Consider the following 15,912-nt stretch of genomic DNA (forward strand, 5'->3'; position numbering starts at 1 on the left):
CGCAGCGTCAGTTTCTCTGGCACGATAGCCCACGTGACGGAGGACCTGGAAGGGCGAGTGGCGCTCGTGACCGGCGGCACCCGGGGCATCGGCCGGGCCATCGCCGGCGCCTTGGCATCGGCCGGCGCCCAGGTGCTGGTCTGCGGCCGCAAGCCCCCGCACGACCTGCCACCAGGTGTCGCGTTCCGCTCCGCGGACGTCCGCGACCCGGACGCCGTGAAGGACCTTTTCGCGCACCTGGGCGACGCGTACGGCCGCCTCGACCTGCTGGTGAACAACGCGGGCGGCGCACCCTACGCCGACGCCGCCACCGCCTCGCCGCGGCTGTCCCGGGCTGTCATCGAGCTGAACCTGCTGGCACCGCTGTACTGCTCCCAGGCCGCGTACGCCCTGATGGCCCGCCAGCCGGACGGCGGATCCATCGTCAACATCGGAAGCGTCAGCGGAGTGCGGCCGTCACCGGGAACCGCCGCCTATGGTGCCGCGAAAGCCGGTCTCGCCTCCCTGACCCGCTCCCTGGCCGCCGAATGGGGCCCTTCGGTGCGGGTGAACTGTCTTGTCGTGGGGCTGGTGCTGACGGAGCGCTCGGCCGAGCACTACGGGGACGGAGACGCGGAAGTGCAACGAGCCATCAGTGCGGCCGTTCCGCTCGGCAGACTGGCGGACCCGGCCGACATCGCCGGTCCCGTACTGTTCCTGGCCTCTTCGGCCGCGCGCTATATAAGCGGCGCTGAGCTGCAGGTTCACGGCGGAGGTGAGCTGCCACCCCATTTGCAGGCTGCCGAATCGCGCGCTGATCACCCGCCGGTAAACTGACGGCATGACAGGACAAGTTCGCACCGTCGACGGCCGTGTTGCCGGTCGCCGCGGGCAGGCGACGCGGCAGAAGCTGCTCGACTGCCTGGGCGAGATGCTCAGCACGTCACCGTACCGGGACGTCAAGGTCATCGACGTCGCCCGGATGGCGGGCACCTCCCCCGCAACGTTCTACCAGTACTTCCCCGACGTCGAGGGCGCCGTTCTCGAACTCGCCGACGAAATGGCCAAGGAAGGAGCGAGCCTGACCGAACTGGTCGCGGGTCGCTCCTGGGTCGGCAAGTCAGGCGCCCAGGCGGCGGAGGAACTCGTCGACGGCTTCCTCTCCTTCTGGCGGAAGAACGACGCCATCCTGCGCGTCGTCGACCTCGGAGCAGCGGAAGGGGACAAGCGGTTCTACAAGATCCGCATGAAGATCCTCAACGCCGTCACCAATTCCCTCACCGACTCCATCAAGGACCTGCAGAGCAAGGGCAAGGTCGACAAGGAAGTCAGTCCGGCGGCCGTCGCCGGTTCCCTGGTCGCCATGCTGGCCGCGGTCGCCGCGCACCAAAAGGGCTTCACGAGCTGGGGTGTCAAGCAAGCCGAGCTGAAGCCGAACCTGGCGCTGCTCGTGCACCTCGGCGTCACCGGGAAGAAGCCGGCGAAGTAGCGCACGCCGCCCTTCGGGCTCGCGGTACCCATTGCCCGCCTTACGGTGCTCGCTTCCTGCTGTCCTGCCAGCACATCACGCCCTGACGCGGGCGTCGCACGCTCCTCGGGGGAGGTCGGCGGCGTCCGCGTCTTCGTCTGTGCCCATGACGGCCAGGGGGCACACAACCCCTGCGGCACCTGGGGCCTCTGTACGTCCGGTACGGGTCCAGGCATCACTATAGGTCACCGGTGCATCACTGGGGGCTCTTTTCCCGCGGTGTGAGCCGGAAGAGCCGAATCTCGCGGGGCGCGCGGCTGGCATAGGTGGCATAGGGCGGCCAGAAGGCGACGAGCGCGGCCCAGGCGGCCGTGCGGTCGTCTCCGCTGAGCAGGCGGGCCGTCACCGGCACGTCGTGCCCCTTGTGGCTGATCTCCGCTTCCGGGTTCTTGAGCAGGTTCGCCGACCAGGCCGGGTGGTCGGTGCGGCCGAAGTTGCTGCCGACCAGCACATAGGTGCCGCCTTCCTCCGGCATGCACGCCAGCGGCACCCGGCGCGGCAGCCCGCTGCGGGCGCCGGTCACCGTGAGGACGACGCCTGGCAGCATGGTGGCGCTGAGCAGCACCTTTCCCCTGGTCAGCCGGTGGATCCCGGTGTCCATCGCGGGCACGACGTGTGGCGCGATCCTGGCGAAGGCACGGGTGGACGACACCTTCTGCACGATTTTGGTGATCACGCGGCTCTCCTGACGGCCGTCTCGGACGGGAAGAGCCCGGCGCGGCCGGCGGCGTGCGCGCGCAGGGCGTCGACCGGGCCGAACAGCAGGTCGTCGGCCACCGCCCGCTTGAAGTACAGATGGGCGTGGTGCTCCCAGGTGAAGCCGATCCCGCCGTGCAACTGGATCGCCGCGCCCGTGACCGCGCGCAGCGCCTCCAGCGCCTGGGCGAGCGCCAGCGGGGCCGCCACCGGAAGCTCCGTACCGTCCGCTCCCGCCGCCCACGCGGCGTAGTACGCGGCGGACCGCGCCGCCTGCAGCTGGACGTACAGGTCGGCGAGCCGGTGCTTGACCGCCTGGAACGAGCCGATGGGGCGGCCGAACTGCTCCCTGACCCGTACGTAGTCCACCGTCGAGGTGAGCGCCAGATCGGCGGCGCCGACGGCTTCCGCGGCGAGCGCGGCGGCAGCCAGGCACCCGGTGCGGGCCAGCGCGTCGGCCGGGTCCCCACCGGCCGACGCGCCCGATCCGCCGAGCGCCTCGGCCGGGGTGTCACGCAGCTCCACCCGGGCCAGCGGCCGTGTCTCGTCCAGCGCGGTGAGCCGGGTGCGCACCAGGCCGGGGGCCCCGGCCTCCACCAGGAAGAGCCGGATTCCGGTGCGCGCGTACCCGCCGGTGTGCGCGGCGACCAGCAGCAGGTCGGCGCTGTGCCCGCCGAGCACCTGCTCGGCCTGCCCGTAGAGCAGATACGGGGCCGCCGCGTCACCGGCGGGCCGGGTGGCGTCAGCGCCGGTGGCGGCCGGACGGGCCTGGATGCCGCCCGCACGGCCGCCACCGGCCCAGTCGCCGTCGTTGGGCCCCGTGAGGGCCAGAGCGGCGGTCAGGGGGGCAGCGGTGGCCAGCGCGGCGGTCAGGGTGCCGTCGGCGATCCGCGGCAGCAGACGGGCCCGCTGGGCGTCCGTACCGAGCGCGGTGATCAGCGGGGCGGCCAGCACCGAGGTGCCGAGCAGCGGGGACGGCAGCAGGGCGCGTCCGCTCTCCTCGCAGGCCAGCACCAGCTCGGTGGGGCCGCACCCGGCGCCGCCGACGGTCTCGGGCAGCGCCAGTCCCGGCAGGCCGAGGGACTGGGCGAGCTGCCGCCACAGGGCCGCGTCGTGACCGGCGGGCGTGGCGACGGCGGCGCGCAGCTCGTCGGGCCCGCAGCGTTTGTGCAGCAGATCCCGCAGCGTGCGCCGGATCTCGTCCTGTTCTTCGGTGAACGCGGCGTCCATCGGCCGACTCCTCCCCGCACCCGGTGCTATCTGACGGGCCGTCATCTTAGGTGCCGCGTGCCGCGATGCCCAGAGGCGCATCACCACGCCTTCGAAGCGCGATCACCGAGGGGCGGCCGTCGTGGGCCACCCTGGTGACGTCCACCAAATCTGATGTACCGTCAGATTCATGGCTTCCGCTCCCCGTGGACACCGTTCCGTCGCCGTCGTCGGCGTCGCCCTGTCCGACTGCGGCCGGGTCGACGACGCCACCCCGTACGCCTTGCACGCGCAGGCGGCGCGGCGTGCGCTCGCCGACGCCGGGCTCGACAAATCGGTGGTGGACGGGTTCGCGTCGGCCGGCCTCGGCGTCCTGGCGCCGGTCGAGGTCGCCGAGTACCTGGGGCTGCGTCCCACCTGGGTGGACTCCACCTCGGTGGGCGGCTCCACCTGGGAGGTGATGGCCGCGCACGCCGCGGACGCCATCGCGGCGGGCCACGCCAACGCCGTCCTGCTCGTCTACGGCTCCACCGCCCGCGCGGACCTCAAGGCCCGTCGCCGCACTGCCAACCTCTCCTTCGGCTCCGGCGGCCCCCTGCAGTTCGAGGTCCCCTACGGCCACACCTTGATCGCCAAGTACGCGATGGCCGCCCGCCGTCATATGCACGAATACGGCACCTCTTTGGAGCAGCTCGCCGAAATCGCCGTCCAGGCGCGGTCGAACGCCGCCCGCAACCCGGAGGCCATGTACCGCACCCCCATCACCGTCGACGAGGTGCTGTCCGGGCCGATGATCGCCGACCCGTTCACCAAGCTGCACTGCTGTGTGCGCTCGGACGGCGGCGGCGCCGTGCTGCTGGCCGCCGAGGAATATGTGGCCGACTGCGCCAAGCGCCCCATATGGGTGCTGGGCAGCGGCACCGCGGTCTCGCACACCTCGATGTCGCAGTGGGAGGACTTCACCGTCTCCCCGGCCGCGGAGTCGGGCCGCCAGGCGTTCGCCCGGGCCGGGGTGACACCGGCCGACATCGACCTGGCGGAGATCTACGACGCCTTCACCTACATGACGCTGGTCACCCTCGAGGACCTGGGCTTCTGCGCCAAGGGCGAGGGAGGCGCCTTCGCCGCCAAGGGGCGGCTGACCATCGACGGCGAGCTGCCGGTGAACACCGACGGCGGCGGCCTGTCCGCCTGCCATCCCGGCATGCGCGGGCTGTTCCTGCTGGTCGAGGCGGTGCGCCAGCTGCGGGGCGAGGCGGACGGCCGGCAGGTGCGCGGACCCGGTGGACGGCTGCCGGAACTGGCCGTCGCCTCGGGGACCGGCGGATGGTTCTGCTCCTCCGGCACGGTGGTACTCGGCCGCGGCTGACGCCACTCCCCGGGGTGTGCGTCCGCGCCCTCGGCGCCCCGCTATGTACGCTGCCCGGGTCGGTGGTCGTGTCGGACACCTGCCGCGGCCGCCGGTGACCGGCTCTGGCCTGCTCCGAAGCCCGCCTCAGGCCAGTGCCCCCGTGACCGGCGTACGAAAGGGCTCGTGTGCTCCGACGTTTCCTGTTCCCGGTGACGTGCACGGCCGTGCTCGCCCTGGCCTCGGTGCTGCTGCCCGTCGCGGGCCCGGGCCCGGCGCCGGCGGCCTGGACCAACAAGGCCGCGGCGCGCTTCTGGACACCGGAGCGGATGGCCGACTCCATGCCGTCGTCGGCCCGGGAGATAGACACCGTGGCGGAGCCCGGCTCGATACCCGGCCCGTTCGCGCCCGCGGGCGCCGCGGTGCACTTCGGCGGAGTGCCCACCGTCGGGGTGCTCTTCTCGATCGGCGACGACCTGAACGCGCACTTCTGCTCGGCGAGCGTGGTGCACAGCCCCGGCCGCGATCTCATCCTCACCGCCGCGCACTGCGGCCCCGGCACGGACATCGGCTTCGTCCCCGACTACCACGCGGGCGCCGCCAAGCAGCCGTACGGGGTCTGGGCGGTCACGCAGGTCTTCACCGACCCGCGCTGGGTGCCGGACGACGACGCCAGCTCCGACTACGACTTCGCCTTCGCCCGGGTGGCGCCGGCGCCGGGCGGGAAACGGATCGAGGACGTGACGGGCGCCAACCGGCTGTCCCGCACTCCCGGCTACCACAACCGCGTCACCGTCATCGGCTACCCGCACGCCAGCGAGAACCCGGACGACCAGGCCGTGAGCTGCACGACCACCACCTCACGGCTGGAGGGGCTGCGCCAGTTGCAGTTCGACTGCGCCGGCTTCTTCAGCGGCACCTCGGGCAGCCCCTGGCTGCTGAACTACAACTCCCGCACCAGAAGCGGCACCGTGATCGGGGTGATCGGCGGCGAGGACGCGGGCGGCCTCACCGACCGCATCTCGTACAGCCCGTTCTTCGACGACGCCATACAGGCCGTCTACCAGCACGCGGTCGACGAACAGGTCAAGGCGATGGGCCCCAGGATCACGGCGAGGCGCTGAGGCCGCCGGGGTCGTCGGGGTCGTCGGGGTCGTCGGCCGGGCGGAAGACGGGGACCGCGGGTGCGTCGGGCGACTCGTCGTCGCCGCGGAAGTCCAGCCGCAGCGGCATGCCCACCCGTAATGCCTGCGTCGCGCAGCCGATGACCTCCGTCATCATGCGCGGCCCTTCGGCGAGGTCGACGACGGCGGCGACATAGGGCACGCGGTCGCGGAACGGCGCCAGGTCGTTGAGATGGACCACCGACCAGGTGTAGAGCGTGGCGGCACCCGAAGCCTGCTCCCAGACCACGTCCTCGCTCCAGCAATCGGGGCAGAACTCCCGCGGGTAGTGGTGCGCGACGCCGCACCCGGCGGCCCGGCAGCGGCGGATCAGCAGCCTGCCCTCGGCGGCGGCCGCCCAGTACGGCCGGGTGAAGGCGTCCACCTCCGGCCGGTCGAACCTCGCCTGCCCGCTCACCGGAAGAGCCCGAACGCGTCGTCCAGCGACCAGGTCTGCCAGCTCACCGCGAACAGCCCGACGACGGATATCAGCGCCATCATCCCGTTCTGTCCCTGCTCGGCCCAGTCGTGGATCATCAGCACCAGGTAGAGCAGGTTGAGCAGCAGCCCGCAGACCAGGGCGACCGGCGTCAGCAGGCCCGCGACCAGGCCGAGGCCGAGCGCGAGTTCCGCGTAGACGACCACGTACGCCATCACCCTGGGGCGCGGCGCGACCACGGTGGCGAAGCCGCCGCGGACGAACTCCCAGCGGTGCTTGTCCGCCACGTCCTTGGCCCAGGCGATCCCGGTGCCCCGCACGAACCACGCCTCCTTGTCCTTGTGCCGCCAGCTCTCCAGCCACCACAGCCCCAGCCCGATGCGCAGCACCGCCAGCCACTGCGGACCACTGAGCCAGATCGCGCGCATACCGGACCTCCCAAAATCTGACGGTACGTCAGTTCACCGGACGACCGGGCCCCCGCGCAAGGGGCCGGGGGCAACCTCGCCGACCGGCACACCCCGGGGTTACCCTCAGCCCTGAGTGAGGGGTTACCTTCCGATACACCGCTTGCCGCCTGCGTACGACCTTCAGGTTCCAGGAGTTCCTCATGGCCGACCCCATCACCGCCGCCCCGGGCGCCTCCGTGACCACAGCGGAACCGGACGCCATCGTCATCGGCGCCGGCCCCGGCGGGCTCGCCGTGGCCGCGGCGCTCCGGCACCGGGGCATCCGGCCGCTGGTGCTGGAGCGCGCGGAACACCTCGGCGCCTCCTGGCGCGGCCACTACGACCGGCTGCACCTGCACACCACCCGCCGCCTGTCCGCCCTCCCCGGCCTGCCCATCCCGCGCTCCTACGGCCGCTGGGTCGGCCGCGACGACGTGGTGCGCTACCTGGAGCAGTACGCCGCCCACCACGACCTGGACATCACCACCGGCATAGCCGTCGACCGGGTGGACCGCGCCGGCACCGCCTCCGGTGCCGCCTCCGGCTGGGCGCTGCCCGCCACCGGCGGCCGGGTACTCACCTCCCCGGTCGTCGTCGTGGCCACCGGGTTCAACCACACCCCGTACCTGCCGGACTGGGCCGGGCGCGACGCCTACCCCGGCGAGCTGCTGCACGCTTCCGAGTACCGCAACCCTGCCCCCTACGCCGGTCGTGACGTCCTCGTCGTCGGCGTCGGCAACACCGGCGCCGAGATCGCCGTCGACCTGGTGGAGGGCGGCGCCTCCCGGGTGCGGCTCGCCGTGCGCACCCCGCCGCACATCATGCGCCGCACCACCGCGGGCTGGCCCGCGCAGGCCAGCGGCATCCTGGTCCGCCGCCTGCCGCCCCGACTGGTCGACCGCGTCGCCCCGTACATCGAGCGCACCAGCGTGCCCGACCTGTCCGAGTTCGGCCTGGCGCGGCCCGAACAGGGCCTGTACGCGAGGGTGCTCGACGGCGCCATCCCGGTCCAGGACGTCGGCCTGATCGACGCCGTACGCTCCCGCCGCGTCGAACCGGTCGCCGCCGTCGAACGCTTCGACGGCGACAAGGTCCGCCTCGCCGACGGCTCGGAGATCAGCCCCGAGGTCGTCATCGCCGCCACCGGATACCGGCGCGGCCTCGAGACCCTCGTCGGCCACCTGGGCGTGCTCGACGAGCGCGGCCGTCCGGTGGTGCACGGCGCCCGCGCCCCCCAGGGAGCGCCCGGCCTGTACTTCACCGGGTTCACCAACCCGATCAGCGGGATGCTCCGCGAGATGGCCATCGACGCCCGCCGTATCGCCCGCGCGGTGGCCCGCACCCGCTAGGGCGTGTCCGCGGCCGGTCCGCCGCCGGATGACAACCAGCCCGCCCCATCAACCACTCCAGACAACACCAGTCCCTTCCTCTGTATCTTTTCCATGACCCAAGTGTTCCTGACAGGTCGTCAGTTCAGTAATCTGACTATGCGTCAGTTCTGTAGACCTACCAGCAGGGGCGGGCGAGACCGATGCTTGGATCCACGTTCAGCACCCGCAGTCCCGGCCCCGGGCCCGCCGCACGGGACACCTCCGACACCGATGTGGGCGGCCGCCGGCTGCACGCGCCGGTGCCCGATCTCGACCGGTTCTTCCGGCCGAGGACGGTCGCCGTGGTCGGCGCGTCCGACACCGAGGGGCGGCCGAACACCGGCATCACCCGCCAGCTCCTCGCCTGGTCGCAGCGGGTCGGTGCCCGTCTGCTGCCGGTCAACCCCGGCCGGGAGACCGTCTTCGGCCTGCCTTGCCACGCGTCCGTCGCCGATCTGCCGGAAGCCGTGGACCTGGCGGTGCTGCTGGTCGCCGACCCGCTGCCGGTCATCGAGGAACTGGGCGAGGCCAAGGTCTCCTTCGCCGTCGCCTTCGCCTCCGGTTTCGCCGAGACCGGCACGGAGGGCGCGGCGGCCCAACAGCGGCTCGCCGAGGTCGTCGCCCGCTCCGGGCTGCGGCTGCTCGGGCCGAACACCAACCTCAACGCCTTCGAGGAGTTCCGCGAGGACCTCACGGGACCGGCCATCGCGCTGATCACCCAGTCCGGGCACCAGGGCCGCCCGCTGCACTCCCTTCAGCAACTCGGTATCCGGCTCAGCCACTGGGCCCCGACCGGCAACGAAGCGGACCTGGAGACCTCCGACTTCATCTCCTACTTCGCCGGGCAGCCCGAGGTCGGCGCGATCGCCGCCTATGTGGAAGGGCTCAAGGACGGACGGTCGTTCGCACTCGCCGCCGACCGGGCCGCGCGGCGCAAGGTGCCCGTGGTGATGGTCAAGGTCGGCCGCACCGACGCGGGCGCCAGGACCGCCGCCTCGCACACCGGCAAGCTCACCGGCTCCGACGCGGTGATCGACGCCGCCCTGCGGCAGTTCGGCGTGATCCGCGTCGACGGGCTCGACGAACTGCAGGACACCGCCGCGCTGCTGGCGCGGGCCAAGCCGCCCACCGCGGACGGGGTCGTCGTCTACTCCATATCCGGCGGGACCGGTGCGCACTTCGCCGACCTGGCCACGGCGGCCGGACTGCGGCTGCCCGCGCTGTCGGAGCCCAAGCGCGCCGAACTGCACCAGTGGATCCCGGAGTATCTGAACGTGGCCAACCCCGTGGACAACGGCGGCCACCCGGTGGGCGACTGGCGCGGCGCCAAGATCATCGAGGCGATTCTCGCCGACCCCGAGGTCGGTGTGCTCATCTGCCCGATCACCGGCCCCTTCCCCCCGATGAGCGACAAGCTGGCCCGCGACCTGGTGGACGCCGCCGAGCGCACCGACAAGCTGATCTGCGTGGTGTGGGGCTCCCCCGTCGGCACCGAGGACGCCTACCGGACGACGCTGCTCGGCTCCTCCCGGCTCGCCACCTTCCGCACTTTCGGCAACTGCATCACCGCCGTGAAGGCCTATCTCGACCACCACCGCTTCACCGCCGCCTACCGCTCCCCCTTCGACGAGGCCCCGCGCACCCCGTCGTCGTCCGCGCGCAAGGCGCGCGGCCTGCTGCGCGCCGGCCACCAGCTCAGCGAGCACGCGGCGAAGCAGCTCCTGAGGGCGTACGGGATCCGGGTGCCGCGCGAGCAGTTGGTGACCAGCGCGGCCGGGGCGGTCAGGGCCGCGGGCCTGGTCGGCTACCCGGTGGTGATGAAGGCGTCCGCCGGTCAGCTCGGCCACAAGACGGAACTCGGGCTCGTCAGGATCGGCCTCACCTCGGCCAGTCAGGTCAGGGACGCCTACCGCGAACTGACCGACACCGCCCGGCTCGCCGACATCGACCTCGACGGCATCCTGGTGTGCCAACTCGTCGAACGCGGCGTCGAGATGGTGGTCGGCGTCTCGCCCGACCCGCTCTTCGGCCCCACCGTGACCGTGGGCCTCGGCGGGATCCTCGTCGAGGTCCTGGCCGACACCGCCGTACGCGTACCGCCCTTCGCCCCGGAGACGGCTCGCGGCATGCTCGACGACCTGCGCGGCCGACGCCTCCTCGACGGCGTCCGGGGCGCGCCACCGGCCGATACCGACGCGCTCGTCGACGTGGTCATGAGGGTGCAGCGGATGGCCATGGAACTGGGCGACTCGCTGGCCGAACTCGACATCAACCCGCTGATGGTGCTCCCCCGCGGGCAGGGCGCGGTCGCGCTGGACGCACTCGCCGTCTGCTACTGACCACGTGGCGCCCACACCCGCGGACACGCCCACGCACACGCCCACCGCTGACGACCGAGGCCCGGCCCGCGGCCGGGTCCTCGGCCTGTCCGGCGGCCGCACTCGCCACCGCAGGCACCCCACCGCCGACCGCCCCGCACCGCCGCGCGCCGACGACGCGCCTCTCCGCCCCCGCGACCTGCCCGAACCGAGGATTCCCATGACCGACTCCCGCCCTCGCGACCCCGAAGAGTCACCGGATGATTCCGCTGAGTCAGTTGTACGTCACGCCACTGACAACGGGGTCTCGTGGATCACTCTCGACCGGCCACGGGCCATGAACGCCCTGACCTGGGACCAGCGCGAGCGCCTCATCGGCCTGCTCGACGCGGCCTCCGCCGACCCGGACGTCCGGGCGGTCGTGCTGACCGCCACCGGCCGGGCGTTCTGCGCGGGCGCGGACCTGAGCGGGGGCGCGGCGGCACCCGCCGAGCGGGTCGCGGGCGATGTCGCGCGGACGATCAGGCGCGGCGCGCAGCGGCTGGTGGCCGCGGTCCTCGACTGCGAGAAGCCGGTGCTCGCGGCGGTGAACGGCACGGCGGCCGGGATCGGGGCGCATCTCGCGCTCGCGTGCGATCTCGTACTCGCCTCCGACCGGGCCCGTTTCATCGAGGTCTTCGTCCGCCGCGGGCTGGTCCCGGACGGCGGCGGCGCGTATCTGCTGCCCCGGCTGATCGGCCCGCAGCGCGCGAAGGAGCTCTTGTTCTTCGGCGACGACCTGCCCGCCGCCGAGGCCGAACGCCTCGGCCTGGTCAACCGCGTCGTCCCCGCCGCCGAGTTGGAGGCGATCGCTCGCGCCTGGGCGGAGCGGCTGGCGGCCTCCCCCACCCGCGCGTTGGCCCTGACCAAGCACCTCGTCAACACCTCGCTCGACGGCGACCGCGCCTCCGCGTTCGCCGCCGAGGCCGCCGCCCAGGAGATCAACATGACGACGGACGACGCCCAGGAGGGCGTCCGGAGCTTCGTCGAGCGCCGCCCACCGCACTTTCGCGGCCGGTAGGCCGTACGCCGCCGACGGGCACCGCCGGCGGGACCACCGGGGGCGGGCCGCGACCACCGCGACCGCCGCGACCAGCGCATTTCGCACTCCCATCGGGCTTCCCATCTGACGATCCGTCAGATTCAATGGAGGGGTGATGGGACATGCGGGTATGGCGGCCACGGCCGTGCGGTATCTGAGGTCGGTCGGGGCCACGACGGCCGCGGCTCCGGACAGCGAGCCTCCGGTGGTGCCGCGGGCCGCGCGGGCACCCCTGCGGGCCGTGCGGCCGGACGAGCGGGCGGCCGTGGACCAGGGTGAGTTCCGTGGTGTGCTCGGGCACTTCGCGACCGGAGTGACGCTGGTGACGGCGGGCGGCGCGCCGGGAGAGGGGCCCGCCGGGTTCGCGTGCCAGTCGTTCGTGTCGCTGTCGCTCGACCCGCCGATGGTGGCCTTCATGGTGGGCCGTACCTCCACCACCTGGCCGCGGATCGCCCGCGCGGGCGTCTTCTGCGTCAATGTGCTGGCCGCCGGACAGACCGCACTGTGCAGGCAGTTCGCGGTGAGCGGCGCGGACAAGTTCGCCGGCGTCGCGTGGGCGCCGGCGCCCGTGACCGGCTCCCCCATGATCGAGGGCGCGCCCGCCTGGATCGACTGCGAGATCCACGCGGTGCACACCGGCGGCGACCATCTCGTCGTCGTGGGCCGAGTGGTGGCGCTGGGCACCGCCGACGAATCCGGCGGGACGGCGGGGACCGGCGGCGCCGAGGGCGAAGGCGAAGGCGAAGGCGCCGGCGAAGGCGCCGGCGAAGGCGCCGGCGAAGGCGCCGGCGATCCCCTGCTCTTCTATCGCGGCGGTTTCGGAACTTTCTCCGCTTTCGGCCCGTTCACCCCGTAACCGCCAGTTCCGGAGCGGCGACCGGTACGCGGCGGATGACCAGGGCCATCAGCGCGGCGACCGCGCACAGCGCACCGGAGGAGTACCAGACGACGTCGTAGGAACCCAGCGCGTCACGCGCGACACCCCCGAGGTAGGCGACCAGGGCGGCACCGATCTGGTGGGAGGCGAGCACCCAGCCGAAGACGATCGCGCTGTCCTCGCCGTAGTGCTCACGGCACAGGGCGATGGTCGGCGGCACCGTGGCCACCCAGTCGAGGCCGTAGAAGACGATGAACAGCACCATCGGCGGGTGGACGCTGTCCGCGAGCAGCATGGGGAGGAACATCAGCGACAGTCCGCGGAGGCCGTAGTAGATCGCGAGCAGGCGGCGCGGCGACATGCGGTCGGTGAACCAGCCCGAGGCGACCGTGCCCGCGATGTCGAAGACGCCGATGACGGCCAGGAGCGAGGCCGCGGCGGTGACCGGCATCCCGTGGTCGTGCGCGGCGGGCACGAAGTGCGTCTTGACCAGGCCGTTGGTGGAGGCGCCGCAGATCGCGAAGGTCCCGGCGAGCAGCCAGAACGTCCCCGTGCGGGAGGCGTCGCGCAGTGCCCGCAGGGCGCGGAGGGCGGCGCCGGTGACCGGCGGCGGCTTGGGCGTGAACTCCTCGGCGCCGTAGGCGGACAGGCCCACGTCGGCCGGGTGGTCGCGCAGCAGCAGCCAGACGAAGGGCACGACGGCCAGGGCGGCGCAGGCCACGATGGCGGCGGCGGGCCGCCAGCCGTGGTGCTCGGTGATCCAGGACAGCAGGGGCAGGAAGACGAGCTGCCCCGCCGCGCCCGCGGCGGTGAGGATGCCGGTGACCAGGCCGCGGCGGGCCACGAACCACCGGTTGGTGACGGTGGCGGCGAAGGCCAGCGCCATCGAGCCGCTGCCGAGGCCGACCAGCACGCCCCAGCACAGGATGAGCTGCCAGAGCTGGGTCATGTAGACGGTCAGCCCGGCGCCGAGCGCGATGGTGGTCAGCGCGCAGACCACCACGCGCCGGATGCCGAAGCGGTCCATCAGCGCGGCCGCGAACGGCGCGGTGATCCCGTACAGGGCGAGGTTGATCGACACGGCGAAGCCGATCGCGCCGCGGGACCAGCCGAACTCGCTGTGCAGCGGGTCGATCAGCAGACCGGGGAGGGAGGCGAAGGCCGCGGCGCCGATGATCGTCACGAAGGTGACCACGGCGACCGCCCAGGCCCGGTGCGGGCGCACGCGCGGACGGCGGCCGGGCGTCGTCGGTATGGCGTCGGCAGCGGATGCGGGGGCTTGCGAGGTCTGCGTCACCGGATCAGTCTCCGGGGGCCGGTTCCGCGCGACGAGTGGCCCGATGGCCATGATGTGAAAGAATCGGGCCATGACCGTGTTCCGTCATGCCGACCGCCACAAGGTCGCCGTCTTCACCCTCGACGGCGTGATCCCGTTCGAACTGGGCATCCCCTTGCGGATCTTCGGTGCCGCCCGGAGCGTCGAGGAGGGCGACCACCTGTACGAGATCGTCACCTGCGGTCTGCGGCCGGGCCAGGTCCGTACCGATGCGGACTTCTCGATCGTGGTCGAGCACGGGATCGAGGCGCTCGCGGAGGCGGACACCGTGGTGGTGCCCGCCTCGCACGAACTGGGCCCCGTCTACACCGAGGGCAGGCTGACCACCCCGCTCACCAGGGCGTTCGCCGCGATCCGGCCGGACGCGCGGACCGTGTCGATCTGCACCGGATCGTTCCTGCTGGCGGCCGCCGGGCTGCTCGACGGCCGCCCCGCGACCACCCACTGGACGAGCGCCGACCATTTCCAGCGGCTCTTCCCGCAGGTCAAGGTCGACCCCGATGCGCTCTACGTCGACGACGGCGACGTGCTGACGTCGGCGGGCGTGGCCGCGGGCATCGACCTGTGCCTGCACATCGTGCGCCGCGACTTCGGTACGGCGGTGGCCAACTCGGTCGCGCGCCGCACCGTGGTGCCCCCGCACCGCGAGGGCGGCCAGGCGCAGTACGTCCGGCGGCCGCTGCCCGACCCGCAGCTCGCCAGCACCGAGCGGGCCCGCGCCTGGGCGCTCGACCGGCTCGGTGAGGCGCTCACCCTGCCGCAGCTCGCCGCACGGGAGTCGATGAGCGTGCGCACCTTCACCCGGCGGTTCCGCGAGGAGGTGGGGATGAGCCCCGGCCAGTGGCTCACCCAGCAGCGCGTCGAACTCGCCCGGCAGTTGCTGGAGTCCACCGACCTGAGCGTCGACCGGATCGCCCATCAGGCCGGTTTCGGCACCGGCGCCTCCATGCGCCAGCACCTGCAGTCGGCGCTGGGCGTCTCCCCGACCGCGTACCGCCGCACCTTCCACGGCGCGAGCCCCGGCCAGGCTCCTCATACGGCCGAGGAGACGCCGGCCGGTCTCAGAACGTGAGGACGCCGCGTGCCACCCGCCCGTGCCGCGCGTCGTCGACGGCCTTGGCGAAGTCCTCCACCGGATAGGTCTCGGTGACGAGTTCGTCGAGCAGCAGCCGCCCCTGCTGGTACAGGTCGGCGTAGAGCGCGATGTCCCGTTGCGGGCGGGAGGAACCGTAACGGCAGCCCAGGATCGACTTGTCCAGGTACATCGAGGAGACCTGGAAGGACGCCTCCGCGTCGGCGGGCGGCACGCCGAGCAGGATGGCCTGGCCGTGCCGGTCGAGGAGGTCGATGGCCTGCCGGATGAGCGCGGTGTGGCCGACGCACTCGAAGGCGTGGTCGGCGCCCTGCGGCAGCAGGTCGCGTACGGCCTCCGCGGTGGGCACGAAGTCGGTGGCGCCGAACTGCCGGGCGAGCGCCTCCTTGGCCGGGTTGTTGTCGACGGCGACGATCCGGGACGCGCCCGCGATGCGCGCACCCTGGATGACGTTGAGGCCGATGCCTCCGGTGCCGATCACCACGACGCTCTCGCCGAGGCCCACCTTCGCCCTGTTCAGCACGGCCCCGACGCCCGTCAGCACGCCGCAGCCGATCAGCGCCGCCGACGTCAGCGGGATCTCCGGCGCGATCCTCACCGCCTGCACGGCCTTCACCACGGTCTTCTCGGCGAAGGCGGAGTTCGACGCGAAATTGAACAGGCTCAGTCCCTGTCGCGAAAAAGGCCGTCCGGGGCGGCCGATCGCTTTGCGGCACATGGTGGGGCGGCCGCGGTCGCACTCCGGGCAGGTGCCGCAGTTGGCGAGCGTGGACAGCGACACATGGTCGCCGGGCGCCACATGCACCACCCCGGCGCCGACCTCTTCCACGACACCCGCGCCCTCGTGACCCAGCACCACTGGTACCGGAAAAGGGATCGTGCCGTCGATGACCGACAGGTCGCTGTGGCACAGTCCCGCCGCCGCTATGCGCACCGACACCTCGCCCGGACCGGGACCGCGTACCTCCAGATCGTCGACGACCTGCGGCTGCTTGCCGTCGAAGACCACCCCTCTGATCAGCTCGT

Annotated in this window: 15 protein-coding genes; 9 read left to right on the forward strand and 6 right to left on the reverse strand. The window is 72.5% G+C overall.

Annotated elements, in window-relative coordinates:
- Positions 1 to 33: 33 nt before the first annotated feature.
- Both AB0M29_RS12100 and AB0M29_RS12105 read left to right on the forward strand, forming a co-directional pair.
- Entirely contained in the window at positions 34 to 816 is a 783-nt protein-coding gene (locus tag AB0M29_RS12100) for an SDR family oxidoreductase (protein ID WP_365382102.1), read from the forward strand.
- Positions 817 to 820: 4 nt separating this feature from the next.
- Positions 821 to 1,468 (forward strand): TetR/AcrR family transcriptional regulator, encoded by a 648-nt coding sequence (locus tag AB0M29_RS12105; RefSeq protein WP_365382103.1) that lies wholly within the window; start codon positions 821 to 823, stop codon positions 1,466 to 1,468.
- A gap of 235 nt (positions 1,469 to 1,703) precedes the next feature.
- On the opposite strand, the gene AB0M29_RS12110 is transcribed toward AB0M29_RS12105, so the two are convergent.
- Complete coding sequence (locus tag AB0M29_RS12110) at positions 1,704 to 2,183, reverse strand: nitroreductase family deazaflavin-dependent oxidoreductase (RefSeq protein WP_365382104.1); 480 nt, start codon at positions 2,181 to 2,183, stop codon at positions 1,704 to 1,706.
- Positions 2,180 to 3,433, reverse strand: coding sequence for an acyl-CoA dehydrogenase family protein (locus AB0M29_RS12115; RefSeq protein ID WP_365382105.1), 1,254 nt, complete (start codon positions 3,431 to 3,433; stop codon positions 2,180 to 2,182). Before AB0M29_RS12115 ends, AB0M29_RS12110 begins: the two co-directional genes overlap by 4 nt.
- A gap of 169 nt (positions 3,434 to 3,602) precedes the next feature.
- Here AB0M29_RS12115 and AB0M29_RS12120 point away from each other — a divergent pair, with 169 nt between their 5' ends.
- On the forward strand, positions 3,603 to 4,781 hold the full coding sequence (locus tag AB0M29_RS12120; RefSeq protein WP_365382106.1) for an acetyl-CoA acetyltransferase: 1,179 nt from the start codon (positions 3,603 to 3,605) through the stop codon (positions 4,779 to 4,781).
- Positions 4,782 to 4,972: 191 nt separating this feature from the next.
- Positions 4,973 to 5,884 carry a trypsin-like serine protease gene (locus AB0M29_RS12125; protein ID WP_365382107.1) on the forward strand — a complete coding sequence of 304 codons (912 nt, stop codon included), beginning with the start codon at positions 4,973 to 4,975 and terminating at the stop codon, positions 5,882 to 5,884.
- Here the strand turns inward: AB0M29_RS12125 and AB0M29_RS12130 are convergent.
- Both AB0M29_RS12130 and AB0M29_RS12135 read right to left on the reverse strand, forming a co-directional pair.
- On the reverse strand, positions 5,868 to 6,341 hold the full coding sequence (locus tag AB0M29_RS12130; protein ID WP_365382108.1) for a Zn-ribbon domain-containing OB-fold protein: 474 nt from the start codon (positions 6,339 to 6,341) through the stop codon (positions 5,868 to 5,870). The genes AB0M29_RS12125 and AB0M29_RS12130 overlap by 17 nt on opposite strands.
- Positions 6,338 to 6,790, reverse strand: coding sequence for a DoxX family protein (locus tag AB0M29_RS12135; RefSeq protein ID WP_365382109.1), 453 nt, complete (start codon positions 6,788 to 6,790; stop codon positions 6,338 to 6,340). Before AB0M29_RS12135 ends, AB0M29_RS12130 begins: the two co-directional genes overlap by 4 nt.
- A 182-nt stretch (positions 6,791 to 6,972) precedes the next feature.
- Here AB0M29_RS12135 and AB0M29_RS12140 point away from each other — a divergent pair, with 182 nt between their 5' ends.
- The 4 genes from AB0M29_RS12140 (at position 6,973) to AB0M29_RS12155 (ending at position 12,436) form a co-directional block, all read left to right on the forward strand.
- Positions 6,973 to 8,160 (forward strand): NAD(P)/FAD-dependent oxidoreductase, encoded by a 1,188-nt coding sequence (locus AB0M29_RS12140; protein ID WP_365382110.1) that lies wholly within the window; start codon positions 6,973 to 6,975, stop codon positions 8,158 to 8,160.
- A 182-nt stretch (positions 8,161 to 8,342) separates the two neighbouring features.
- Entirely contained in the window at positions 8,343 to 10,520 is a 2,178-nt protein-coding gene (locus AB0M29_RS12145) for an acetate--CoA ligase family protein (protein WP_365382111.1), read from the forward strand.
- 199 nt (positions 10,521 to 10,719) lie between these two features.
- Positions 10,720 to 11,559 (forward strand): enoyl-CoA hydratase-related protein, encoded by an 840-nt coding sequence (locus AB0M29_RS12150; RefSeq protein ID WP_365382112.1) that lies wholly within the window; start codon positions 10,720 to 10,722, stop codon positions 11,557 to 11,559.
- Between the two features lie 151 nt (positions 11,560 to 11,710).
- Positions 11,711 to 12,436, forward strand: a complete 726-nt coding sequence (locus AB0M29_RS12155; protein ID WP_365382168.1) for a flavin reductase family protein — start codon at positions 11,711 to 11,713, stop codon at positions 12,434 to 12,436.
- Here the strand turns inward: AB0M29_RS12155 and AB0M29_RS12160 are convergent.
- Complete coding sequence (locus AB0M29_RS12160; RefSeq protein ID WP_365382113.1) at positions 12,426 to 13,754, reverse strand: MFS transporter; 1,329 nt, start codon at positions 13,752 to 13,754, stop codon at positions 12,426 to 12,428. The genes AB0M29_RS12155 and AB0M29_RS12160 overlap by 11 nt on opposite strands.
- Before the next feature lie 70 nt (positions 13,755 to 13,824).
- On the opposite strand from AB0M29_RS12160, the gene AB0M29_RS12165 reads away from it, so the two are divergent.
- Positions 13,825 to 14,865 carry a helix-turn-helix domain-containing protein gene (locus AB0M29_RS12165; RefSeq protein ID WP_365382114.1) on the forward strand — a complete coding sequence of 347 codons (1,041 nt, stop codon included), beginning with the start codon at positions 13,825 to 13,827 and terminating at the stop codon, positions 14,863 to 14,865.
- Here AB0M29_RS12165 and AB0M29_RS12170 read toward each other — a convergent pair.
- Positions 14,855 to 15,904, reverse strand: coding sequence for a Zn-dependent alcohol dehydrogenase (locus tag AB0M29_RS12170; RefSeq protein WP_365382169.1), 1,050 nt, complete (start codon positions 15,902 to 15,904; stop codon positions 14,855 to 14,857). The two genes, AB0M29_RS12165 and AB0M29_RS12170, sit on opposite strands and share 11 nt — an antisense overlap.
- Positions 15,905 to 15,912: the final 8 nt, after the last annotated feature.

The sequence above is a fragment of the Streptomyces sp. NPDC051976 genome (genome assembly GCF_040680795.1).
GTDB lineage: Bacteria > Actinomycetota > Actinomycetes > Streptomycetales > Streptomycetaceae > Actinacidiphila.

What these genes read in the sequence shown, in the direction of transcription:
- AB0M29_RS12115 (WP_365382105.1), bottom strand. Translation starts at nt 3,433, where the DNA reads ATGGACGCCGCGTTCACCGAAGAACAGGACGAGATCCGGCGCACGCTG.
- AB0M29_RS12120 (WP_365382106.1), top strand. Translation starts at nt 3,603, where the DNA reads ATGGCTTCCGCTCCCCGTGGACACCGTTCCGTCGCCGTCGTCGGCGTC.
- AB0M29_RS12150 (WP_365382112.1), top strand. Translation starts at nt 10,720, where the DNA reads ATGACCGACTCCCGCCCTCGCGACCCCGAAGAGTCACCGGATGATTCC.
- AB0M29_RS12105 (WP_365382103.1), top strand. Translation starts at nt 821, where the DNA reads ATGACAGGACAAGTTCGCACCGTCGACGGCCGTGTTGCCGGTCGCCGC.
- AB0M29_RS12135 (WP_365382109.1), bottom strand. Translation starts at nt 6,790, where the DNA reads ATGCGCGCGATCTGGCTCAGTGGTCCGCAGTGGCTGGCGGTGCTGCGC.
- AB0M29_RS12140 (WP_365382110.1), top strand. Translation starts at nt 6,973, where the DNA reads ATGGCCGACCCCATCACCGCCGCCCCGGGCGCCTCCGTGACCACAGCG.
- AB0M29_RS12155 (WP_365382168.1), top strand. Translation starts at nt 11,711, where the DNA reads ATGGCGGCCACGGCCGTGCGGTATCTGAGGTCGGTCGGGGCCACGACG.
- AB0M29_RS12165 (WP_365382114.1), top strand. Translation starts at nt 13,825, where the DNA reads ATGACCGTGTTCCGTCATGCCGACCGCCACAAGGTCGCCGTCTTCACC.
- AB0M29_RS12145 (WP_365382111.1), top strand. Translation starts at nt 8,343, where the DNA reads ATGCTTGGATCCACGTTCAGCACCCGCAGTCCCGGCCCCGGGCCCGCC.